At 69.3% G+C, this 23054-nt stretch carries 20 protein-coding genes; 19 read left to right on the top strand and 1 reads right to left on the bottom strand.

Features of this window, described 5'->3' with window-relative positions:
• The first annotated feature begins 11 nt into the window (after positions 1-11).
• The 18 genes from C1933_RS19420 (at position 12) to C1933_RS19335 (ending at position 18835) form a co-directional block, all read left to right on the top strand.
• Entirely contained in the window at positions 12-269 is a 258-nt protein-coding gene (locus C1933_RS19420) for an acyl carrier protein (protein ID WP_108751324.1), read from the top strand.
• A gap of 22 nt (positions 270-291) precedes the next feature.
• A complete protein-coding gene (locus tag C1933_RS19415; RefSeq protein WP_108754899.1) occupies positions 292-843 on the top strand; it encodes a hypothetical protein in 552 nt (183 codons plus the stop codon).
• Entirely contained in the window at positions 836-2518 is a 1683-nt protein-coding gene (locus C1933_RS19410) for an AMP-binding protein (protein WP_108754898.1), read from the top strand. Before C1933_RS19415 ends, C1933_RS19410 begins: the two co-directional genes overlap by 8 nt.
• Positions 2508-3278 carry a glycosyltransferase family 2 protein gene (locus C1933_RS19405; RefSeq protein WP_108754576.1) on the top strand — a complete coding sequence of 257 codons (771 nt, stop codon included), beginning with the start codon at positions 2508-2510 and terminating at the stop codon, positions 3276-3278. Before C1933_RS19410 ends, C1933_RS19405 begins: the two co-directional genes overlap by 11 nt.
• Before the next feature lies 1 nt (position 3279).
• Complete coding sequence (locus C1933_RS19400; RefSeq protein ID WP_108754575.1) at positions 3280-4221, top strand: acyltransferase; 942 nt, start codon at positions 3280-3282, stop codon at positions 4219-4221.
• Positions 4211-5761: an aromatic amino acid ammonia-lyase gene (locus C1933_RS19395; protein WP_108754574.1), complete on the top strand. Its 1551-nt coding sequence runs from the start codon at positions 4211-4213 to the stop codon at positions 5759-5761. The genes C1933_RS19400 and C1933_RS19395 overlap by 11 nt, the downstream gene beginning before the upstream one ends.
• A complete protein-coding gene (locus C1933_RS19390; protein ID WP_108751320.1) occupies positions 5748-6179 on the top strand; it encodes an acyl-CoA thioesterase in 432 nt (143 codons plus the stop codon). The genes C1933_RS19395 and C1933_RS19390 overlap by 14 nt, the downstream gene beginning before the upstream one ends.
• Positions 6176-6805: an outer membrane lipoprotein carrier protein LolA gene (locus C1933_RS19385; protein ID WP_108754573.1), complete on the top strand. Its 630-nt coding sequence runs from the start codon at positions 6176-6178 to the stop codon at positions 6803-6805. The genes C1933_RS19390 and C1933_RS19385 overlap by 4 nt, the downstream gene beginning before the upstream one ends.
• Entirely contained in the window at positions 6798-9152 is a 2355-nt protein-coding gene (locus tag C1933_RS19380) for an MMPL family transporter (RefSeq protein WP_199911392.1), read from the top strand. The genes C1933_RS19385 and C1933_RS19380 overlap by 8 nt, the downstream gene beginning before the upstream one ends.
• Before the next feature lie 56 nt (positions 9153-9208).
• The gene (locus C1933_RS19375) at positions 9209-10459 is read left to right on the top strand and encodes an NAD(P)/FAD-dependent oxidoreductase (protein WP_108754571.1); all 1251 of its coding nucleotides are present in this window, start codon (positions 9209-9211) and stop codon (positions 10457-10459) included.
• Positions 10447-11004 carry a DUF3261 domain-containing protein gene (locus C1933_RS19370; protein WP_108754570.1) on the top strand — a complete coding sequence of 186 codons (558 nt, stop codon included), beginning with the start codon at positions 10447-10449 and terminating at the stop codon, positions 11002-11004. The genes C1933_RS19375 and C1933_RS19370 overlap by 13 nt, the downstream gene beginning before the upstream one ends.
• The gene (locus C1933_RS19365) at positions 11001-12185 is read left to right on the top strand and encodes a beta-ketoacyl-[acyl-carrier-protein] synthase family protein (protein ID WP_108754569.1); all 1185 of its coding nucleotides are present in this window, start codon (positions 11001-11003) and stop codon (positions 12183-12185) included. Before C1933_RS19370 ends, C1933_RS19365 begins: the two co-directional genes overlap by 4 nt.
• A gap of 47 nt (positions 12186-12232) precedes the next feature.
• Positions 12233-12640: a hypothetical protein gene (locus C1933_RS19360; RefSeq protein WP_108754897.1), complete on the top strand. Its 408-nt coding sequence runs from the start codon at positions 12233-12235 to the stop codon at positions 12638-12640.
• Positions 12637-13368 carry a 3-ketoacyl-ACP reductase FabG2 gene (locus C1933_RS19355; protein ID WP_108754568.1) on the top strand — a complete coding sequence of 244 codons (732 nt, stop codon included), beginning with the start codon at positions 12637-12639 and terminating at the stop codon, positions 13366-13368. The genes C1933_RS19360 and C1933_RS19355 overlap by 4 nt, the downstream gene beginning before the upstream one ends.
• Positions 13368-14606: a beta-ketoacyl-ACP synthase gene (locus C1933_RS19350; RefSeq protein ID WP_108754567.1), complete on the top strand. Its 1239-nt coding sequence runs from the start codon at positions 13368-13370 to the stop codon at positions 14604-14606. The genes C1933_RS19355 and C1933_RS19350 overlap by 1 nt, the downstream gene beginning before the upstream one ends.
• Before the next feature lie 36 nt (positions 14607-14642).
• Positions 14643-15083 carry an excinuclease ATPase subunit gene (locus C1933_RS19345; RefSeq protein ID WP_108754566.1) on the top strand — a complete coding sequence of 147 codons (441 nt, stop codon included), beginning with the start codon at positions 14643-14645 and terminating at the stop codon, positions 15081-15083.
• 160 nt (positions 15084-15243) lie between these two features.
• Positions 15244-15504 (top strand): YcgL domain-containing protein, encoded by a 261-nt coding sequence (locus C1933_RS19340; RefSeq protein ID WP_108754565.1) that lies wholly within the window; start codon positions 15244-15246, stop codon positions 15502-15504.
• Entirely contained in the window at positions 15497-18835 is a 3339-nt protein-coding gene (locus C1933_RS19335; protein ID WP_108754564.1) for an ankyrin repeat domain-containing protein, read from the top strand. Before C1933_RS19340 ends, C1933_RS19335 begins: the two co-directional genes overlap by 8 nt.
• A gap of 84 nt (positions 18836-18919) precedes the next feature.
• On the opposite strand, the gene C1933_RS19330 is transcribed toward C1933_RS19335, so the two are convergent.
• Positions 18920-20695, bottom strand: coding sequence for a monovalent cation:proton antiporter-2 (CPA2) family protein (locus tag C1933_RS19330; protein ID WP_108754563.1), 1776 nt, complete (start codon positions 20693-20695; stop codon positions 18920-18922).
• Between the two features lie 346 nt (positions 20696-21041).
• Here C1933_RS19330 and mgtE point away from each other — a divergent pair, with 346 nt between their 5' ends.
• Positions 21042-22412 carry a magnesium transporter gene (gene mgtE / locus C1933_RS19320; protein ID WP_108754562.1) on the top strand — a complete coding sequence of 457 codons (1371 nt, stop codon included), beginning with the start codon at positions 21042-21044 and terminating at the stop codon, positions 22410-22412.
• The last annotated feature ends 642 nt before the right edge of the window (positions 22413-23054 follow it).

The following is a 23054-nucleotide window of genomic DNA, read 5'->3' as shown; positions in this document are numbered from 1 at the left end:
CAGGAACAGCCATGACCAAGAATGAACTTTTCGAGCGCATCGTCCGCATCTTGACCGACAGCTTCGAGATCGAGCCGGCCCGGATCACCCCGGAGGCGCGCCTGTATGACGACCTGGACATCGACAGCATCGATGCGGTCGACCTGATCGTGCAGCTGAAGCCGCTGCTGGGTCGCAATCTTCAGCCGGAAGCCTTCAAGGCCGTGCGCACCGTGCAGGACATCGTTGATGTCGTGCATGGCCTGCTGCCTGGTCAGGCTGCCGCCTGACCGCAGCGCAGACGGCACGGCCATGGCTCGGGCACGCGTGGTCGTGGTGGCAGCGCTTTCGCTGGCCTACCCCGTGCTGGTGTACGCCGCGATGGGCCGCTTCGAGCCACGCTGGCTGTCGCTGCTGCTGTTCGGCCTGGCCCTGCTGCGCGCGCTGACCACCCGGCAACCGCTGTGGTGGGCCGCCGCCGCCGGTGCCGGCCTGCTGGCCGCGCTGGCCACCCTCCTCAACCAGGCGCTGCCGCTGAAGCTGTACCCGGCGCTGGTGAACGTGGTGATGCTGTGCGTGTTCGCCACCAGCCTGCGCTTCGGCCCGCCGCTGGTGGAGCGCCTGGCGCGCCTGCAGGAACCGGACCTGCCACCGTTCGCGGTGGTCTATACCCGTCGCGTCACCCAGGTGTGGTGCGGCTTTTTTGTTTTCAACGGAGGCCTGGCCCTGCTCACCGCGCTGTACGCGTCGGATCGGGTCTGGATGCTCTACAACGGACTGTTGGCGTACGTGATGATGGGCGTGTTGTTTGCAGGTGAATGGCTGGTGCGGCGGCGGGTGAAGGCGGCACATGCGCATGGCTGACTGGATCGCCCTGGACCGCCTGATGGTCACCGCGCAGCCGGGTCGCCCGGTCGGTCTGTGTGGCGAAGTGGCGCTGGACCACAGCGCGCTGCGCCAGCGCGTGGTGGCCTGGCGTGATGCCTTCGCCGCAGCCGATGGCCGCGACTGGGCGCTGTATTTCGACGATGCCATCGCCTTCGCCGCGGCCCTGTTCGGCGCATGGCATGCCGGCAAGCGCGTGTTCCTGGCCGCCGACAACCTGCCGGCCACCCTGCAGGCGCTGCAGCCGCAGGTCGCAGGCTTTGCCGGCGACGTCTCGGCCGATTACCGGCCGCTGGTTCCCGCTGCTCCCACCGATGGCGCGCTGCACGCGCTGGATGAGCGCGCCTGCGAGCTGTGCGTGTTCACCTCCGGCAGCACCGGCCAGCCCAGTGCGATCAGCAAGCGCATGGACCAGCTGGCGCGCGAGGTCGATGCGCTGCAGGCGGCCTTCGGTGCGCAGGTGGAGGGCGCACAGGTGCACGGCACCGTGTCCCACCAGCATATCTACGGCCTGCTGTTCCGCGTGCTATGGCCGCTGGCGGCGGGGCGGCCGGTGCAGCCGCGGCGGTTCTTCCATGAAGATCTGGTGGCGACCTTGGCCGCGGCCGACAGCGTGCTGGTGGCGACCCCGGCGCACCTCAAGCGCCTGCCCGAACAACTGGACTGGGCCAGCCTGCATGGGCGCCTGCGCGCAGTGTTTTCTTCCGGCGGCCCGCTGCCCGAAGACGCCGCACGACAGGTGCGCGGCTGGCTGGGCGTGGCACCCACCGAGGTGTATGGCAGCAGCGAGACCGGCGGCATCGCCTGGCGCCGCTGGGATACCGACATGCCGCCGTGGCAGCCGCTGCCGGGCGTGCAGTGGCGCATTGAAGAGGGTTGCCTGGCCGTGGCCTCGGCGCACCTGGAAAGCGCCGACTGGTGGCGGACCCAGGATCGGGTGGAAGCCCTGGCCGATGGCCGCTTCCGTCTGCTGGGGCGCGCCGACCGCATCGTCAAGATCGAAGAGCGCCGGGTTTCCCTGGACGCACTGGAACGCGCCCTGCGCGAAGACCCCGAAGTGGAGGACGCGCGCGTGCTGGTGCTGCAAGGGCACCGTGAACAACTGGCCGCCGTGGTGGTGCCCGCCGATCCGGCGCTGGCCGAGGCCGGTGATGCCGCACGTCGCGCGCTGGGCCAGCGGCTGGGCGCCCGCCTGGCGCAGGGCCATGATGCGGTGACCCGCCCGCGCCGCTGGCGGCTGGTGCAGGCACTGCCGATCAATGCCCAGGGCAAGGTGACCCAGGCCGCGCTGGCGGCATTGTTCCAGCCGTTGCTGCCGGTGCCGCAGTGGGACCAGCGCGGCGACGCCAGCGCGACCCTGCGCATGACCCTGGCCCCGGCGCTGCGCGCGTTCCAGGGCCACTTCCCGCAGGCGGCGATCCTGCCCGGCGTGGCCCAGCTGGATTGGGCGGTGCGCTTCGGCCGCCAGGCCTTCGATCTGCCAGGCGGCTTCGTGCGCATGGATGTGGTGAAGTTCCAGAAGGTGGCGCGGCCCGGCGATGAGCTGACCCTGCAGCTGGACTGGGATGCGCCGCGCGGCGTGCTGACTTTCCGCTACACCTCCCTGCACGGCGTGCATGCCAGCGGCAAGGTGATCCTGACCGATGCGCACTGAGCCGGCGCCGACCGGGGGCGCCTTCGCGCCGCTGGTGGTCATTCCCGTGTACGACCACGAACACGCCATCGGCGCCGTGGTGCAGGGCGTGCAGGCCGCGGGCCTGCCGTGCCTGCTGGTGGACGATGGATCATCGCCTGCGTGCGCGGCCGTGCTGCGCGCGTTGTCCACGCAGCCCGGCGTCGATCTGCTGCGGCTGGACCAGAACCAGGGCAAGGGCGGTGCCATGCTGGCCGGTTTTGCCGAAGCGGCCCGGCGCGGCTACAGCCATGTGCTGCAGATCGATGCCGACGGCCAGCATGACACCGGCGATCTGCCGCGCTTCATCGCCGCTGCCCGGGCCCGCCCGCAGGCGGTGATCTGCGGCATTCCCGCCTACGATGCCAGCGTGCCCAAGGCGCGCCTGTACGGTCGCTACGCCACCCATATCTGGGTCTGGATCAACACGCTGTCGCTGCACCTGCGCGACACCATGTGTGGCTTCCGGGTCTATCCGCTGCCACCGGTGCTGGCCTTGGTCGGCCAGGAAACCATCGGCCGGCGCATGGATTTCGATACGGAAATCATGGTCCGCCTGTACTGGCGGCAGGTGCCGGTAGAGCACCTGGCCACGCGCGTGACCTATCCGGCCGATGGCGTGTCGCACTTCGATGTGTGGCGCGACAACGTGCGCATCAGCCGCATGCACACACGCCTGTTCTTCGGCATGCTGCCGCGCGCGCCGCGCCTGCTGTGGCGCCGCCTGCGGGGCCAGGGCTGACATGGCGCGCACGCAGGACGCACCGCATTGGGCCGACATCGGCGAATCCACCTCGGTGGCCGGTGTGCTGTTCCTGTGCTGGGTGCACCGCTGGTTCGGGCGCTGGCCGTTCCACCTGTGCGTGTGGCCGGTGGTGGCCTGCCACTGGCTGGGCAACCGTGTCGGCCGCCAGGCGTCGATGCAGTACCTGCAGCGGCTGCAGGCGCACAGCGGCGCGCTGGGCCATGCGCCCACCTGGCGCGACAGCCTGCGCCACTTCTTCAGCTTCGCCGATACCCTGCTGGACAAGCTGCTGGGCCTGGGCGGGCGCTACCCGCCCGAACGCATCCACCTGCAGCGCGACCTGGTGCTGGGCAAGATCGCGCGCCGCGAAGGCGGCCTGATCCTGACCGCGCATATCGGCTGCCTGGAACTGTGCCAGGTGCTGGCCGAACAGGTGCCCGGCTTCCGCATTACCGTGCTGGTCCACACCGCCCATGCGCAGCGCTTCAACCGCCTGCTGCAGCGGCTGGACCCGCTGGCCGCGGTGGAGCTGGTGCAGGTGACCGAAATGGGCCCAGCCACGGCGATGCTGCTGGCCGACAAGGTCGCTTCCGGTGGCTTCGTGGCCATCGTCGGCGACCGCGTGCCGGTGCAGGGCGGGCGCAGCGTGATGGCCGATTTCCTGGGCCACCGCGCGCCGTTCCCGATCGGTGCCTATGTGCTGGCCTCTGCGCTGGCCTGCCCGGTCTACACCATGTCCTGCCTGCACGATGGCGATGGCTATCGCGTGGCGTTTGAACAGTTCGCCGAACGCGTGGTGCTGCCGCGCGGTTCGCGTGATGCCGCCCTGGCCGAACAGGCGCAGCGCTTCGCGCGCTGGCTGGAACTCCAGGTCATCCAGTCCCCGTTGGACTGGTTCAATTTCTTCCCCTTCTGGGATCAGGCCCCCCATGACGACTGACTCCGTACCCGTATGCCGTTTCGGTGATGCACCGCTGACCATTGAAGACGTGGTGGCGCTGGCCCAGCGCCAGTGCGAGGCCGCCCTGAGTGAGGCGCCCGCGTTCCGCGCGCACATCCAGCGCGGCGCCGATTTCCTCGACCGCCTGCTGCGCGAGGATGGGGTGATCTATGGCGTGACCACCGGCTACGGTGATTCGTGCACGGTGAACATTCCGCCGGCGCTGGTGGCCGAGCTGCCGCACCACCTGTACACCTACCACGGCTGCGGCCTGGGCCGTTACCTGGACCCGGCGGAAACGCGTGCCGTGCTGGCCGCGCGCCTGGCCTCGCTGGTGCGTGGCATGTCCGGCGTCAGCGTGCCGCTGCTGGAAGGCCTGGCCACCCTGCTGCAGCACGACGTGCTGCCGCTGATTCCGGCCGAAGGCTCGGTCGGCGCCAGTGGTGACCTGACCCCGCTGTCCTACGTGGCCGCCGTGCTGTGTGGCGAGCGCGAGGTGCTGTTCGAAGGCCAGGTACAGGCGGCCGGTCCGGTGCTGGCGAAGATCGGCATGACCCCGCTGAAGCTGCGCCCGAAGGAAGGCCTGGCGATCATGAACGGCACCGCGGTGATGACCGGCCTGGCCTGCCTGGCCTGGCAGCGCGCCGACTACCTGGCCCGCATGGCCACGCGCCTGACTGCCTTCAACGTGTTGTCCAGCGACGGCAACGCGCACCACTTCGATGAAACCCTGTTCGCCGCCAAGCCGCACCCCGGCCAGGGCCGCATTGCCGCGCGCCTGCGCAGCGACCTGCACAGCGAGCGCCCGCCGCGCAACGAACAGCGCCTGCAGGACCGCTATTCGCTGCGCTGCGCGCCGCACGTGATCGGTGTGCTGGAAGACAGCCTGCCGTTCCTGCGCCAGCTGATCGAAACCGAACTGAACAGCGCCAACGACAACCCGCTGATCGATGCCGACGGCGAGCGCATCCTGCATGGCGGTCATTTCTACGGCGGCCACATCGCGCTGGCGATGGATACGCTGAAGAACACCGTGGCCAACGTGGCCGACCTGCTGGACCGGCAGCTGGCGCTGGTGGTCGACGCCCGCTACAACCACGGCCTGCCGGCCAACCTGTCGGCGGCCACCGGCCCGCGCGCGGCCATCAACCATGGCCTGAAGGCGCTGCAGATCAGCGTGTCGGCGTGGACCGCCGAAGCCCTGAAGCAGACCATGCCGGCCAGCGTGTTCTCGCGTTCGACCGAATGCCACAACCAGGACAAGGTCAGCATGGGCACCATCGCCGCGCGCGACTGCCTGCGCGTGATCGAACTGACCGAGCAGGTGGTGGCCGCGATGCTGATCGCCGCCCGCCAGGGCCTGGCCTTGCGCGAACGGGTTGGCCTGAACGCGCAGCTGCATGGCAGTCTGGCCGACATGTATGCCGACCTGGGGCAGCGCCTCGCCCTGGTCGAAGAAGACCGCGCGCTGGATCGCGAACTGCGGGAACTGCTGGTGGAGATCCGCGCGCAACGCTGGGAACTGTATGCCGGTGAATGAACACACGGAACTGGTCGGGGAAATCACCCTGACCCCTGCCTTCCATGACTGCGATCCGATGAACGTGGTCTGGCACGGCAACTACTTTAAATATTTCGAGATCGCGCGCTGCGCGCTGCTCGGCCGCTACGACTACGACTACCCGCAGATGCTCGAATCGGGCTACCTGTGGCCGGTGGTCGATGCGCGGGTGAAGTACGTGCGCCCGCTGTTGTTCAACCAGCCGTTGCGCATCGTGGCGCGCATCGTGGAATGGGAGAACCGGCTGAAGATCGAGTACGAAATCTTCGATGCGGGCAGCGGCCAGCGCTTGACCCGTGCAATGACCATCCAGGTCGCGGTGGACGCGGCCAGCAAGGAAATGCTGTACCAGTGCCCGCCGGTGCTGTGGCAGCGCCTGGGAGTGCCTGCACCATGAAGACCCTGTTCACTGTTCCGCGCGCGCTGCTGTGCGCGCTGTTGCTGGCCGCCGCGCCGCTGGCCCAGGCCGCCGACCCGGCGGTGGATGCGATCACCCAGGCGGTGGCGCGGCCAGACGTACTGCGTGGCCAGTTCACCCAGGAAAAGCAGGTCAGCGGCTTCAAGAACCCGCTGCGTTCGCAGGGCCAGTTCGTGGTCGCGCGCCAGCACGGCGTCATCTGGACCACGCTCAAGCCCTTCCCCTCGGAAGTGGTGGTCACCGCCGACCGCATCCTCAGCCGCCAGCGCGACGGCAGCACCCGGGTCGAACTGGATGCGCGGCAGCAGCCGGCCATGCGCTCGGTGAACGCGATCATGTTCGCGCTGATGAGCGGTGACGTGCAGGCGCTGTCCAGCCAGTTCAACGTGCAGGCCAGCCGCGAAGGGCAGGGCTGGACGCTGAAGCTGACCCCGAAGTCGGCGATGCTGGCCAAGGCTTTCGAATCGCTGACCCTGCAGGGCGACCGCTACGTGCGCCAGGTGCAGATCGTGGAGGCCAACAAGGACCGCACGCAGATCCAGTTCAACGCGTTGAGCGAAGCACCGGCCACGCTGAATGCCGACGAGGCGCGCCGCTTTGACTGATCTGGGAAGCGCGAACGGAGCGGACCGCCTGCGCCGCTGGTGGCACTGGCTGGGCATTGCCTGGCTGCTGGTGCTGCTGGTGCTGGGCGTGCAGCAGTGGCGGCTGTGGAGCGAACAGTCGCGGATCGACACCGACATTCTGGCGCTGTTGCCGCAGGATGCACACGATCGCCTGTTGAGCGATGTCACCCGGCGCATTGCCGATGGCAGCTCGCGCCAGGTGGTGGTGCTGCTGGGCAGTACCGATGGCGCCGCCGCCAAGCGCGCGCAGGCCGCCTTCGCCAAGGCGATGGCCGGCGATGCCGACAGCGGGCTGCTGGTCCCCAGTGGCTCGATCGAAGGTTGGTTCGATGAGGCGCGCGCGTTCTACGCGCCGTACCGCGACCGCCTGCTGACCCCAGGCCAGCGCGAACAGTTGCAGCAGGCCGAACCGGGTGCGCTGGCAGAACAGGCCTTGGGCGCGCTGTACGGGCCGATGGGCGCACCGCGGCTGACCGATTGGCGGCAGGACCCGCTGTCGCTGTGGCCGCAGTGGTGGCAGCAGCAGGCACAGGGCTCGGGCCTGCGCCTGGGCGATGATGGCCTGCTGGAAGCCGAAGGCAAGCACTGGGCCGCGCTGCAGTTCGATACGCCGGGCTCGGCGTTCCAGCTCGATGGCGAACGTCATATCGATGGCCTGCTGGAACGTGCCGGCCAAGCCGCCAAGGCGGCTGCACCGGATCTGGAGATCCTGCATGCCGGCGTGCCGTTGCATGCCGAAGCCGCGGCCGTACAGGCCAACCAGGAAATCAACACCATCGGCTGGGGGTCGCTGGCCGCCGTGCTGCTGCTGGTCTGGCTGGCGTTCCGTTCGCTGCGCCCGATCCTGCTGGTGGCCGCCTCGCTGCTGATCGGCTGTGGCGTGGCGCTGGCGGTCACCGTGCTGGTGTTCGGCAAGGTACACGTGCTGACCCTGGTGTTCGGTGCATCGCTGGTGGGCGTGGCCGAGGACTACGGCATCCACTGGTTCGCCTCGCGCCAAGCCGAACCGGCGGACCGCCGCTGGAAGCTGCTGCGGCACCTGCTGCCCGGCCTGTGGCTGGCCCTGCTGACCAGCGCGCTGGCCTACCTGGCACTGGGCCTGGCCCCGTTCCCCGGCCTGCGGCAGATGGCGCTGTTCTCGGTGGTGGGCCTGGCCGCCGCGTTCCTGACGGTGATCTTCTGGTTCCCGTGGCTGGACGGCGGTGACATCCGCCAGACGCGTTTCTCGCAGTGGCTGGGCAACACCCTGGAGCGCTTCCCGCGCCTGCACGGTACGCGCCCGGTCACGCTGTTCATCGTGGCCGCACTGGCGCTGTCGGCCATCGGCATCGCGCGTCTGCAGAGCAACGACGATCTGCGCAGCCTGCAGTCGTCGCCGCCGGCGCTGATGGCCGAACAGATCCGCCTGAGCCAGTTGCTGGGCATGCCCAGCCCGGCGCAGTTCTACCTGGTGCAGGGCGAAGATGACGCACAGCTGCTGCAGCGCGAAGAAGCGCTGACCGAGCGCCTGCGCGTGCTGGCCCACGACAAGCGCATCGGTGGCTACCGTGCGATCAGCGATTGGCTGCCGTCGCCGGCGCGCCAGCAGGCCGATGCCGCGCTGACGGCGAAGGTCGAACCGGGCGTGTTGTCGGCGGTGGGCGAAGCGGTGGGCGAACCGCTGCCGCGCCCGGATTTCGCTGCCGGTCCGCTGACCGCGCAGGCATTCCTGGCATCGCCAGCATCCAAGCCGTTCCGCCACCTGTGGGTGGGCAGCGTGGGCGGGCAGAAGGTCAGCGTGGTGATGGTGGACGACCTGTCGCGTGCCGATGCGCTGGCCACCCTGCAGGGCGCGGCCGAAGGCCTGCCCGGCGTGCGCTGGGTCGATCGCACCGCCGATTTCTCCAAGCTGCTGGGCCACTACCGCAAGCTGATGGGCGGCCTGCTGCTGGTCGGCATCGCGCTGGTGTTCGGTGCGCTGTGGCTGCGCTACCGCCGCCAGGCGTGGCGGGTATTCGCACCCACGCTGATAGCCGGTGCGCTCACCCTGGGCCTGCTGGGCCTGTTCGGGCAGCCGCTGCAGCTGTTCAACGTGCTGGCGCTGATGCTGCTGCTGGGCATGGGCATCGACTACGGCATCTTCCTGATCGAGCATCGCGGCGATGCCAGTGCCTGGCTGGCGGTGTGCGTGGGCGCGGCCAGCACCTGGCTGTCGTTCGGCCTGCTCGGCCTGTCGCAGACCCCGGCGCTGCGCGCGTTCGGGCTCACCCTGCTGTTCGGCATCGGCCTGGTCTGGCTGATTTCGCCGCTGTTCCGGCCACCGCCGCACGACCTGCCGCCGGCATGACGCCGGCACCGCCGTATTCCCTTCTTCCCACCTGATCGAGCAACAAGGACGCACCGATGAACACTGCTGTGGATGCTGTCGAACGTACTGAAATCCTGATCATCGGTGCCGGTCCTGCCGGTTCGGTGGCCGCCGCGATGCTGCGCCAGCAGGGGCGCCAGGTGCTGATGCTGGAGCGTCAGCAGTTCCCGCGCTTCTCCATCGGCGAAAGCCTGCTGCCGCAGAGCATGGAATACATCGAAGCGGCTGGCCTGCTGCAGGACGTGGTGGAAGCGGGCTTCCAGTACAAGAACGGTGCGGCCTTCGTGCACGGCGAAGCGCGTACCGCCTTCGATTTCCGCCAGAAGTTCTCGCCGGGCTGGGGCACCACCTACCAGGTGCAGCGCGCCGACTTCGACAACGTGCTGGCGCGTGGCGCCGAGCGCATGGGCACCACGCTGCGCTTCGGCGATGAAGTGCTGGCGGTCGAGCCGGGCGAACAGCCGGTGGTCAGCGTGCGCCGTCCCGACGGCAGCGAGTACCGCATCCAGGCCGACTTCATCCTCGATGCCTCCGGCTTCGCACGCCTGCTGCCGCGCCTGCTGGACCTGGAATCGCCGTCGAACTTCCCGGTGCGCGGGGCGATCTTCTGCCACGTGCGCGACAACATTCCGGCCGAGGCCGATTTCGACCGCAACAAGATCCTGATCACCACCCACCCCGAGCACATCGACGTCTGGTACTGGACCATTCCGTTCTCCAACGGCTGCTGCTCGTTGGGCGTGGTGGCCGAACCGTCGTTCTTCGAACGCTATGAAGGCGACGATCTGCAGAAGCTGCAGGCCATCGTGGGCGAAGACCCGAACCTGACCCGCCTGCTGGCCAACGCCGAATGGGCGGTGCTGCCGGTGCGCCGCATCACCGGCTATTCGGCCAATGTCAGCTCGCTGTGGGGCCCGGGTTACGCGTTGCTGGGCAATGCCGGCGAGTTCCTCGATCCGGTGTTCTCCTCCGGCGTCACCATCGCCTTCAAGTCGGCGCAGCTGGCCAGCGAATGCCTGAAGCGCCGCTACGCCGGTGAAACCGTGGATTGGGAAGCAGAGTTCTCCATTCCGCTGCGCGCCGGCGTGAAGACCTTCCGCCGGTTCGTCGAAGCCTGGTACCAGGGCGGTTTCCAGAAAATCATCTACCACCCCGAGCAGCAGCCTGCCGTGCGCGACATGATCAGCTCCATCCTGGCCGGCTATGCGTGGGATACCAAGAACCCGTACGTGGCCGATGACAGCGGCCGCCGCATGCGTGTGCTGGAGGAATTGTGCAGCGCCTGATCGTCCGTTTCACGGCCGTGCTGCTGTGCGTGCTGCTGGCCGCCTGTGCCAGCCGCATGCCGCGGCCCCTGGTCGAACTGCCGCCGCTGCGCCTGCCGCCGGCCAGTCTGCCGGCCCCGCTGGCGCTGCAGCAGCAGTTGCATTTCCGTTTCGGCAGCCACGAGCGCGACCTGGACGCGCTGCTGGAAGCCGATGCCCAGCAGGTGCAGTTGGCGGTGCAGGCCATGGGCCAGACCGGCGTGCGCCTGCAGTGGGATGGCCAGCAGCTGACCCAGCAGCGCGCGCCGTGGCTGCCGCCGCAGGTGCGTGCCGAACGCGTGCTGGACGACCTGCAGTTCGCGCTGTGGCCGACCGCCGCGATTGCCGCGGCATTGCCGCCGGGTTGGCAGGTGGCCGACGACGGCCAGCAGCGCACGCTCTCACGCGACGGCACGGTGTGGCTGCAGCTGCAGCGCCGCGCTGATGGCAGCGTGGAACTGGACAACCGCGCCGAGGGCTACGCCCTGCGCATTGAATCGATCGACATGGCCGGGCAGCACGAATGACCGCACCGATTTTCCTGAACGACCTGGGCGTGGTCTGCGCGCTGGGCGCGGGCCGCGCCGAGGTGGCCGCCGCGCTGTTCGCCGACGCCCCCGGTGGGCTCAGCGACAACCACACGCTGCTGCCGGGGCAGACCCTGGCGCTGGGTGAAGTGCGCACGCCGCTGCCGGCGCTGGACGATCTGCCGGTCGCCCTGCGCGGCCGCAACAATACGCTGCTGGACGTCGCGCTGGCACAGATCGCGCCGTCGGTTGCCGCGGCCATTGCCCGCTATGGCGCATCGCGCGTGGCGGTGGTGCTGGGCACCAGCACCTCGGGCATCGGTGAATCCGAACAGGCGCTGCGCACCCGCGCCGAGCAGGGCCACTGGCCCGAAGGTTTCGATTACGCACAGCAGGAAATGGGCACCGCCGCCCAGTTCGTGCGCCAGCGCAGTGGCGCGCAGGGCCCGGCATGGACGCTGTCCACCGCCTGTTCGTCCAGCGCCAAGGCACTGATGTCGGCCGCACGCATGCTGCGCACCGGTGTTGTCGACGCCGTCATCGCCGGTGGCGCCGATTCGCTGTGCCGTTTCACCGTCGCGGGTTTCAGCGCACTGGAATCGGTATCGCCGCAGCGCTGCAATCCGTTCTCGCAGCACCGCAGTGGCATCAACATCGGCGAAGGCGCCGCACTGTTCCTGCTGACCCGCGAGCCGGGCGGCGTGCGGTTGGCCGGCTGGGGTGAATCGGCCGATGCGCACCACATGTCCGCACCCGATCCGCAGGGCCTGGGTGCCATCGACGCGCTGCAGCAGGCCTTGCAGCGTGCCGGCTGGGCCGCGCAGGAGGTGGACTACGTGAACCTGCACGGCACCGCCACCGGCCACAACGACGCCATGGAAAGCCAGGCGGTTGCGCAGGTGCTGGGCACCACCGTGCCGGCCAGTTCCACCAAGCCGCTGACCGGGCACACGCTGGGCGCGTCCGGCGCGATCGAAGCCGCGCTGTGCTGGATCGTGCTGGCCGACAACCCGCAGCAGCAGCTGCCGCCGCACTGGTGGGACGGCGTGGCCGACCCGGCGCTGCCGGCGCTGCCGCTGGTGGCACCCGGTACGCGCACGGCGCAGGCGCCGCGGCGCGCCCTCAGCAACTCATTCGCCTTCGGTGGCAGCAACGCCGTGCTGGCGCTGGAGCGCCTGTGAGCCGGCCGTTGTACGCCATTGAAGAGGTGGTGCCGCACCGCCAGGACATGTGCCTGCTGGAGCGCATCGTGCACTGGGACGATGACGGCATCGAGGCCGAGCTGGTCGTGCCCGAGACGGGCTTGTTCGTCGAAGACGGCGGCATTCCGGCCTGGGTGGGCATCGAATACATGGCCCAGGCCATTGCCGCGTGGGCGGGGTGCCGCGCACGCACCGCCGGGCGCCCGCCGCAGCTGGGCTTCCTGCTCGGCAGCCGCCGCTACAGCAGCCACCGCAGCAGCTTCCCCAGCGGCACCTGTCTGCGCGTACAGGCGCGCTGCGAGCTGTTGGGCGACAATGGGCTGGGAATGTTCGCCTGCTGCATCCTGGCGGGCGACGAAGAATGGGCAGTTGCCAACGTGTCGGTGTTCGAACCGGCCGACTCGATGGCCTATCTGGAGAGTGGACAGGCATGACAGGGAATCGGAGTGTGCTGGTGACCGGCGCCAGCCGGGGTATCGGCCGGGCCATCGCGCTGCGTATCGCGCGCGATGGCTTCGACGTGGTGGTGCATTGCCGCAGCCGCGTTGAAGAAGCGCAGGCCGTGGCTGCGGAAATCCAGGCGCTTGGCCAACAGGCCCGCGTGCTGGCCTTCGATGTGGCCGACCGGGCTGCCGCGCGTGCGGCGCTGGAAGCCGACGTGGAAGCGCACGGCGCCTACTACGGGGTGGTCTGCAATGCCGGCATCGCCCGTGACGGCGCCTTCCCGGCGCTGTCCGAAGACGATTGGGACCAGGTCATCCACACCAACCTGGACGGCTTCTACAACGTGCTGCACCCGCTGATCATGCCGATGGTGCGCCGTCGCAAGCCGGGCCGCATCGTCACCCTGTCGTCGGTATCCGGCGTGGCCGGCAACCGCGGCCAGGTCAACTACAGCGCGGCCAAGGCCGGCATCATCGGCGCCACCAAGGCACTGGCGCTGGAACTGGCCAGCCGCCAGATCACCGTGAACTGCGTGGCCCCGGGCCTGATCGAGACCGACATGCTGAATGAAGAAGTGGTCGAACACGCATTGAAGCTGATTCCCGCCGGCCGCGTCGGCCGCCCGGACGAAGTGGCCGCCACCGTGGCCTTCCTGCTGTCCGAGCCGGCCGGGTACATCACCCGCCAGGTCATTTCGGTGAACGGGGGCATGATCTGATGGCCGCCGATCGTCGCGTCGTGGTGACCGGTGCCGCCGCCATCAGCCCGCTTGGCCACGACTGGCCGACCATCCAGGCGCATCTGCGCAGCTGCCGCAATGCGGTGCGCAGCATGCCCGAATGGGATGTCTATGCCGGCCTGAACACCAAGCTGGCCGCGCCCGCGCAGGATTACGACCTGCCGCCGAACTACAACCGCAAGACCACCCGTTCGATGGGCAAGGTCGCCATCATGTCGGTGCGCGCCACCGAAGTGGCGCTGCGCGAAGCGGGTCTGTACGAGCACCCGGTGCTGCGCAGCGGCCGTGCCGGCGTGGCATACGGGTCGTCGTCGGGCAGCCATGAAGCCACCGGTGAATTCGGCCGCATGCTGCATGAATTCACCACCGATGGCATCAGTGCCACCACCTACCTGAAGATGATGAGCCACACCGCGCCGGTGAACATCGGCGTGTTCTTCGGCCTGTCCGGCCGCGTCTACACCACCTCCAGCGCCTGCACGTCGGGCAGCCAGGGCGTGGGCGCCGGCTACGAGGCGATCCGCAGTGGCAAGCAGACGGTGATGGTGGCCGGCGGTGCCGAACAGCTGGACGCCACCGCCGCGGCGGTGTTCGACACCCTGTTCGCCACCAGCACCCGCAACGATGCGCCGCAGACCACCCCGCGCCCGTTCGATGCCGGCCGCGATGGCCTGGTGCTGGGCGAGGGCGCCTGCACGCTCATCCTGGAAGACCTGGAGCACGCGCAGGCGCGCGGTGCCACCATCCTGGCCGAGATCGTGGGTTACGGCACCAACAGCGATGGCCAGCACGTCACCCAGCCCAGCGCCGACACCATGGCCCAGGCCATGCGCCTGGCCCTGGAAGACGCCGGCCTTGAGCCGTCGCAGATCGATTACGTGAATGCCCATGGCACCGCCACCGACCACGGCGACATCGCCGAAACCCAGGCCACCGCCCAGGTATTCGGCAACGCCGTGCCGATCAGCTCGCTGAAGAGCTACGTCGGCCACATGCTGGGCGCCTGCGGCGCGTTCGAGGCCTGGATGAGCATCGAGATGATGCGCGCCGGCTGGTTCGCGCCCACCCTGAACCTGGGCGAGGTCGATCCGCGCTGTGGCCAGCTCGATTTCATCACCGGCCAGGGCCGTGAACTGCAGGCCGAGTACGTAATGAGCAACAATTTCGCCTTCGGCGGCATCAACACCTCGCTGGTGTTCCGCCGCTGGAGCGAGTGACCCGCTGTACCCGCACCCCAACAAGGAGATGTTCCGATGCGCCGCACCCTGCTGATCGCCGCCGCCACCGCGCTGCTGGCCCTGTCCTCCACCGCCTCGGCCCGCGACACCCGCGTCGAGCAGTCCCTGCGTGACCTGGTCAATTCGCAGGCCGCCAAAGATGCCGGCATCGATGGCAGCGTCCGCTTCTACCTGGCCGGCCAGCCGGTCAGCGTGCAGCAGCGCCTGGGCGAGGACGTGACCAACAAGAAGACCAACGCCGCCAACAAGAGCGACGAAGAAGCCTGCCGCTGGGTGGCCCTGTCGGCGCTGCGCGCGCTGCAGGATGGCGCCAAGTCGCGCGGCGCCAACGCCGTGGTCGACATCGTCAGCTACTACAAGAAGAACGAGTTCAAGAGCGCCACCAACTACGAATGCTATGCCGGCACGATCCTGGCAGGCGTGGCGCTGAAGGGCACCTACGCGAAGGTCAAGTAAGGCCCGCGCAGCGCCCGGTGCTGGCTGAACGCCGCCGCCACATTGCTGAACCCCGGTGGGGAAACGCCGTCGATCGCGCCGCCATCGTCGCGTGACGGCTTTCCCCGCCCCCGGCTTTCCGACACAATCATGGCTCTTCCCGGGTTATCGTCCCGCGGACATGCACGCCTACGTCTATAAAAGCCAAAAAAAGCCGGACACCTACGTCTATCTCGCCCGTCGTGATGACTTCAGTGCGCTGCCTGCGCCGCTGGCAGCGTCGCTGGGCGCGCTCACCTTCGTGCTGGATATCGCGCTGGATGCTTCGCGTCGCCTGGCCCAGGCCGATCCGGCCAAGGTCCGCAGCGAACTGACCGAACGTGGTTTCTACCTGCAGGTGCCGCCGTCGGTGGCCAGCCTGATGCCGCGCCACTATGACTGAGCTGTCCCGTTCGCGCGCCCTGACGACGGCCTTCGGGCTGGGCGCCGTGCTGGCGCTGGGTTCGGCCCTGGGTGGCCTGCCGGGTGCGCTGCTGGCCGCCTTGGCGCAGCCGGCGTTCGCGCTGGGCGTGTCGTGGTGGCGGCGCAGTCGTGCCCTGCTGCCGCTGCAGCAGACCCTGCGCCAGGACGTGCCGGCGCTGCTGGCGCTGTGGTTCGCTGCGCCGCTGCTGCTGGCCCTGCTGTTGGCCTGGCCGTTGGCGGCGCTGCGCGACAGCGGCAGCCTGGCCGCCGTGCTCGGCCTGAGCGTACTGGTCAGCGCCGCGTTGCTGGCGGCCTGGCGTACCTGGCCGCTGTGGAACGATGTCGAACGTCTGGATGGTGGCCTGGGCCCGCATTGGCAGGCACTGGCCGGGCGCGATCTGAGCGCCTGGCGTGGCCTGGGCGTGGCCGCGATCGTGGTGGCGCTGGCCGCGCTGGTGGTGTTGCCGGCCTGGCCGGAGTTGTTGCCCGAAGGCGCACGCTGGCCGGCCGCGCTGGCCGTGCTGCTGCTGTCGCCGCCGCTGCACCTGCTGCTGCAGAAGGTGCAGCCGGCACCGCTGGTGGCACTGCGCAGCCGTGTGCTGGACACCGCCAGCGACGACGCGGCACCCCAGTTCACTGCCGTGGCCGACAGCACCCCGCTGGAAGCCATGGCGCCGCAGGAACTCACCCCGTCGCTGTTCGAAGCGGCCCGCCACGGCCGTGTCGACCGCGCGCTGCAGTTGCTGCAGGCCGGTGCCGACGCGCACGCGCTGCCCGATTCGAGCTGGCGCGACCAGCGCAGCCTGGCCGTGCTGGCGGCGGTGCTGCCGGACCTGCGCCTGCTGCGTGAACTGATCGGCCGCGGCGTCGACGTGAACGCTCCGCACCGCGGCATGACCCCGTTGCTGGCCGCCACCCGTGACAGTTGGCATGGCCGCCCCGAAGCGGTGATGACCCTGCTGGCCAACGGTGCCGATTCGCGCGCCACCGACAGCGATGGCAACACCCCGCTGCACCATGCCGCACGCAGTTCCGACCCCGGCGTGGCCGCGCTGCTGCGCGATGCCGCTGCCGAAGTGGACGCGCTGAACCATGAAGGCTGGTCGCCGCTGGCGGTGGCCTGCCAGGTCGGCAACTGGCGCCTTGCACGCTTCCTGCTGGAGCGCGGCGCGCGTACCGAACCGGCCGAGGGCACCCCGGTGCTGCTGGCCGCAGCGGCCACCGAAGATGATGACCCGGCCGGCGTGCAGCTGCTGCTGAAGCACAAGGCCCGTGCCGATGCGCGTGATCGCCAGCGCCGCAGTGCGCTGCACGACGCCGCGCTGGCCGGCCACGTGGACATCATCGGCGTGCTGCTGGGCGCCGGTGCCAACCTGGAAGCCCGCGACGCGCTGGGCCGCACCCCGTGGCTGGAAGCAGCCCGTGCCGGCCGCGCAGCGGTGATCGAACACCTGCTGCCGCACAAGCCCGACCTGACCGCCGTCGATGGCGAAGGCCGCAACGCGGTGCTGCTGGCCGCCATGGCCGACGATGTGTCGCCGCTGCTGGTCAAGCGTCTGGTGGACCTGGGCATCGCCGCCGATGCCAGCGATCCCTTGGGCCGGCGCGCCGTCGATTACGCCGCCGAAGCCGGGCGCTGGGCGATCGTGGCCCTGCTCGATCCCAGCTATCCGCTGCCAGCGGCCGTCAGCGATGGCCTGGCCGAACGTGGCGATGCCGCCACCGCCAGCGGCCTGCTGCCGGACCGCCCGCCGCTGACCCTGCTGCGCGAAGCGCTGGGCTTCGGCAATACCGATGGCATGGCCGCCCTGGCCAGGCTGTGCCAGCCCGAAGAACTGGGCAGCCTGCTGCTGGACCCGGAACTGGCCCTGGAACCGCGCGCAGTGGACTGGCTGCTGGGCCATGGCGCCGACCCGTACGTGCGCGATGCCTGCGCCGACACCCCGATGTTCGCCCTGCTGGCGCGTGGCATCGATGCCGTGCCGGCGCTGCAGGTGATGCTGCAGCGTGGCCTGTCCCCGGCCGGCCGGGGTGGCCTGGCGCGCTTCCTGGCCGCCTGCGCACAGCACGACCAGGCCGCCCGTGGCCTGGAACAGCTGTCGCTGGAACTGCTGGAACGCGGCGCCGATCCGTTCGCGCCTTCGCCTGCAGGTGATCCGCCGTTGTCGTTGGCCGTGCGCCTGGGCTGGCTGCGCCTGCAGCAGGCCCTGCTGAACACCGGCGTGGACCGCGAAGCGCGCGACAGCCACGGCATGACCGCCCTGCACCTGGCTACCGCCCTGGCCCGCGAAGGCGCATTGAAGCTGCTGGTGCAGCACGGTGCATCGCCCGAAGCGCGCGCCGCCGACGGCCAGACTCCGTTGGGCGTGGCGCTGTCGATCGGCCGTCGCGACCTGGCCGACTGGCTGGACTGGCGCGTGTGGCCGCTGCCGCGCCGCACGCTGCGCGAGAGCGATCTGCCGGCCGCCGCCATGGCCGGTGACGTCGACGCCGTGCGTCGTCTGAACGATCTGGGCTTTGCCATCGATGCGGTGGATGCACAGGGCTGCACGGCCCTGCTGCGCGCGGCCGGTGGCGGCCACTTGGCGGTGGTCGATCTGCTGCTGGCCCGTGGCGCCGATCCGCAGCATGGCGCGGCCAGTGGTGCCACGCCGTTGTCGGCGGCCGTCAGCATGCGCCAGGTGGATATCGTGTCGGCCCTGCTTGATGCCGGTGCGCAGCTGGAACACCGCCTGCCCGGCGGCGTAACCGTGTTGATGCTGGCCTCGGCGCTGGGCCTGCCGGACATCGTGGCGCGCCTGCTGACCGCCGGTGCCGACGTGCATGCCGGCGATGCCCAGCAGTTGGGTCCGCTGCACTGCGCAGCGCTGTACGGTTTCAGTGCGCGCGACCGCTCGCGCCTGCTGGCGCTGCTGGACACCCTGCTGCTGGCCGGTGCCGAGCCGGACCAGGCCGCTGCCGGTTCGGTCACGCCGTTGCTGCTGCTGCTGGGCGCGCGCGCCGAGCCGGGCACGGCCTGCGACGAACAGGTGGTGATGGCCGCGGTGGAGCGCCTGCTGGATGAAGAGGTGAGCCTGGACGTGCGCGATCCGCGTGGCTTCGGCCCGCTGCATCTGGCCGCTCTGCACGGCCTGCCGCTGCTGGTGCAGCGCCTGCTGCGCGCCGGCGCCGACCCGGAAGCCCGCGACAGCTTGAACCGCAGCCCGCGCGAGATCGCGGTCATGCGCGGCTTCATCGACGTGGCCGGCGAATTCGAACCGCGCGTCCCCGGCGTGTCCTCCATGGCCCGCTTCCTGCGCGACAACGGCTGAGGTGCGGGGTCGGATCCCTTTCCGCAGGAAAGGGCTCTGACCCCTGCACGGCGGCATGCATGCTCATCCACGCACGGCGTGGATCTACTTGTCGCGCTCGGCGTCGGCTTCGAACAGATGCATCAGGTCGTTGCGGGCATCGCGCGAGGTCTGGATCACCGCGGCTTCGTCGTCGTACACCAGGTACTGGTCACGCAGCAGCTGTTCGTCGTGCTCGCGGAAGCGCTGCACATGGCGCTCGGCCACATCGGGCGCCACACCCAGCGCGGTCAGCACGCGGCCGCTCATCTCCAGGCTGGTGCCGAACACTTCGCGGAACGGCTCGGCCGACATGTCCATCAAGCGCCACGCATGCTGGCGGTTGCGCGCACGCGCCAGCACCTTCGCTTCCGGATACAGGCGGCGCACCATGCGCACCGCGCGCAGGTTGGTTTCCGGGTCGTCCACGGTGATCACGAACACATCGATGCGCTCGCCACCGGCCGCGCGCAGCATTTCCGGCCGGGTCGGGTCGCCGTAGTACAGCTGGTTGCCGAAGCGGCGCAGGTCGGCCACAGTGTCCGGGTTCGCCTCCAGCGCCACGAACGGCACCTTCTGCGCAGTCAGCAGGCGCGCGATCACCTGGCCGAAGCGGCCCATGCCGGCAATCAGCACCTTGGGCTGGTTGCCCGGCGCCACCTTGTCGGCCGGCGCGGCATCACGCGGCGCCACGCGCTCGCGTCCCAGCAGCTTCAACAGCGCGATCATCAACAGCGGGGTGATGGCCATCGACAGGCCGACCACCGCCACCAGCCGGTCGTGGTTGGCATTGCCCAGCAGGTGCGCGCGCTGCGCCTCGTTGAACACCACGAAGGCGAACTCGCCGCCCAGCCACAGCACACTGCCCAGCAGCAGCGACTGCCGCGCTGTCAGTCGGGCAACCCGGCCGATCGCATACAGCACGCTGAACTTCACCAGCAGCAGCACGCCCACGCCGGTGGCGATCAGCCAGGGCTCGGCGGCAATGCGGTCCAGGTCGATGCCCATGCCCACGGCAATGAAGAACAACCCCAGCAGCAGGCCCTTGAACGGCTCGATCTGCGCTTCCAGTTCATGGCGGAATTCCGAATCGGACAGCAGTACGCCGGCCAGGAACGCGCCCAGGCTGGGGCTCAGCCCGGCTTCCTGCATGAACCAGGCGGTGCCCAGCACCACCAGCAGGGCGGTGGCGGTGAACACTTCGGGGCTGCGCGTGCGCGCGATGACGCCAAACACCCGCCGCAGCACCGGGCGCCCGCACAGGATCACCACCGCCAGCGCACCCAGCGCCACCGCCACATCTTCCCAGCGCAGGGTCTGGTTGCGCGCCCCGCCCAGCAGCGGAATGGCGGCCAGCAGCGGAATGGCGATCAGGTCCTGGAACAGCAGGATCGCAAACCCCAGCCGCCCATGGTCGCTGTTCAGCGCCTTGTGTTCGGACAGCAGCTGCAGGCCCACCGCCGTGGACGACAGGGCCAGCGCGATGCCCACCACCAGCGCGCTCTTCCACTGGAAATGGTCCAGCAGCAACAGCCCGCCCAGCAGCAGGCCGGACACCGCCACCTGGGCCGCACCGGCACCGAACACCGACCGCCGCATCACCTTCAGGCGCGAGGGTGACAGTTCCAGCCCGATCACGAACAGCAGCATCACCACGCCAATCTCGGCCGCGCCCAGGATCCGGTCGGCATCCTGCACGAAGCCCAGCCCGTCCGGGCCCAGCACCACGCCGGCAGCCAGGTAGCCCAGCACCGCGCCGAAGCCGAACTTCTTGAACACCGGCACGGCGATCACCGCGGCCAGCAGCAGCACCAGTGCCAGTTCCAGACCACCGCTATGCATGGGAATACCTGGTCATCGCAGTGGCCGGGGCGCGTCCGTTCGGTTGGGGGAAGGGCGGAGGAGTGCCCTGCGCGCATTATGCGCGCCTGCCCGTGCACGAACGACAACGGCACCGCAACCGGCAACCGGCCAGCGCCGGAACCGGGGTTGACCGCGGCAGTGGGCAGGTCCAGACTGCCCGCCGCTGCCGGTGTCTTGCGGCAGTACACCCATCCGGAGTCCCCAACCCATGTCCAGCGACAGTAGAAGTCGACCTCGTTCGACGCCAGCCATGGCAACCGCCTGACATCGGGACGGTCTGCCTGCGTTGGCGTTGCGCGAGGTCGCACCCACGAAAGGCAGATCCATGAACCAGAAGCAATTGCTGCGTCCGGTGGCCGATGCCGCCGCACTGGCCGCCCCCCTGGCCGACTACAACACCGCCGACGCGGTGGAATTCCTCAACACCCTGGAACTTGAGCGCGCCGCTGACACGCTGGCGGCACTGCCGCTGCCGCGCGCGGTGAAGATGCTGGAAGCACCGGAACTGCACCGCAGCGGTGAACTGGTGGCGGCGCTGCCGCCGGCGCGTGCAGCCGCGCTGCTGGGCCTGATGGCCGACGACCGTGCCACCGACATCGTGCACGAGCTGGACGAGGACGAGCGTGCCCGGCTGATTCCGCTGCTCGGCAGCGAAGCCCGCCAGGCCATCCAGACCCTGCTCAGCTACCCGCCGAACACGGCTGGCGCGCTGATGACCACCGAATTCGTGGCGGTGCCGGCCAGCTGGACCGTGGCCCAGACCCTGCAGCACATCCGCCAGGTCGAGCGCACCCGCGAAACCGTGTACGCCATCTACGTGCTGGACCCGGCCAGCCAGCAGCTGCAGCAGGTGGTGACCATGCGCCGGCTGATCACCGGCCTGCCGGAGGAATCGATCCTGGACGTAGCCCAGGTCAACCCGCCGGTCACCGTCGATGCCCTGCTGGACCAGGAAGAAGTAGCGCGGCTGATCCGCCGCCACGACCTGCTGGCCATTCCAGTGGTCGATGCGCAGCAGCACCTGCTGGGCATCGTCACCGTCGATGACGTGCTGGACGCCCTGATTGAAGAGTCGACCGAGGACGCGCACAAGTTCGGCGGCATGGAAGCGCTGGACAAGCCGTACATGCAGATCGGCTTCTTCGAGATGCTGCGCAAGCGCGCCGGCTGGCTCAGCGTGCTGTTCCTGGGCGAAATGCTGACCGCCAGCGCCATGCAGCATTACGAGGATGAACTGGCGCGCGCGGTGGTGCTGACCCTGTTCATTCCACTCATCATGAGTTCCGGTGGCAATTCCGGTTCCCAGGCCACCTCGCTGCTGATCCGCAGCCTGGCCCTGCGCGAACTGCGTCTGAGTGACTGGTGGAAGGTGGCCCTGCGCGAAGTGCCCACCGGCATGGTGCTGGGCGCGATCCTGGGCTGCCTGGCCATCGTGCGCATCGTCATCTGGCAGCTGGGTGGCCTGCACGACTACGGCGAGCACTGGGTGCTGCTGGCCATCACCATCGGTGCGGCGCTGGTGGGCATCGTCACCTTCGGTTCGCTGTCCGGTTCCATGCTGCCCTTCATCCTCAAGCGCCTGGGTTTCGACCCGGCCAGCGCCTCGGCCCCGTTCGTGGCCACCCTGGTGGATGTAACCGGCCTGGTCATCTACTTCAGCATCGCCGCGATGATCCTGCACGGCACCCTGCTGTAGGTGCTCTGGTAGGTGCCCACCTTGGTGGGCAAGCCACGGTCACGCCCGGGGTCAGAGCCCTTTCCTGCGGAAAGGGATCCGACCCCTTCACCAACGCGCGCCGCGTGCTCTGGTAGGTGCCCACCTTGGTGGGCACGCCACGGTCACGCGGGTGTCAGAGCCCTTTCCTGCGGAAAGGGATCCGACCCCCTTCATCAACGCGCGCCGCGTGCTCTGGTAGGTGCCCACCTTGGTGGGCACGCGCCACGGTCACGCGGGGGTCAGAGCCCTTTCCTGCGGAAAGGGATCCGACCCCTTCACCAACGCGCGCCGCGTGCTCTGGTAGGTGCCCACCTTGGTGGGCACGCCACGGTCACGCGGGGTCAGAGCCCTTTCCTGCGGAAAGGGATCCGACCCCTTCACCAACGCGCGCCGCGTGCTCTGGTAGGTGCCCACCTTGGTGGGCACGCAACGGTCACGCGGGGGGTCAGAGCCCCTTCCTGCGGAAAGGGATCCGACCCCCTTCACCAACGCGCGCCGCGTGCTCTGGTAGGTGCCCACCTTGGTGGGCACGCAACGGCCACGCCGGGGTCAGAGCCCTTTCCTGCGGAAAGGGATCCGACCCCTTCACCAACGCGCGCCGCGTGCTCTGGTAGGTGCCCA

The sequence above is a fragment of the Stenotrophomonas sp. ZAC14D2_NAIMI4_6 genome (genome assembly GCF_003086875.1).
Taxonomy (GTDB): Bacteria; Pseudomonadota; Gammaproteobacteria; order Xanthomonadales; family Xanthomonadaceae; genus Stenotrophomonas.
This window is presented reverse-complemented; position numbering and strand designations above follow the sequence as displayed.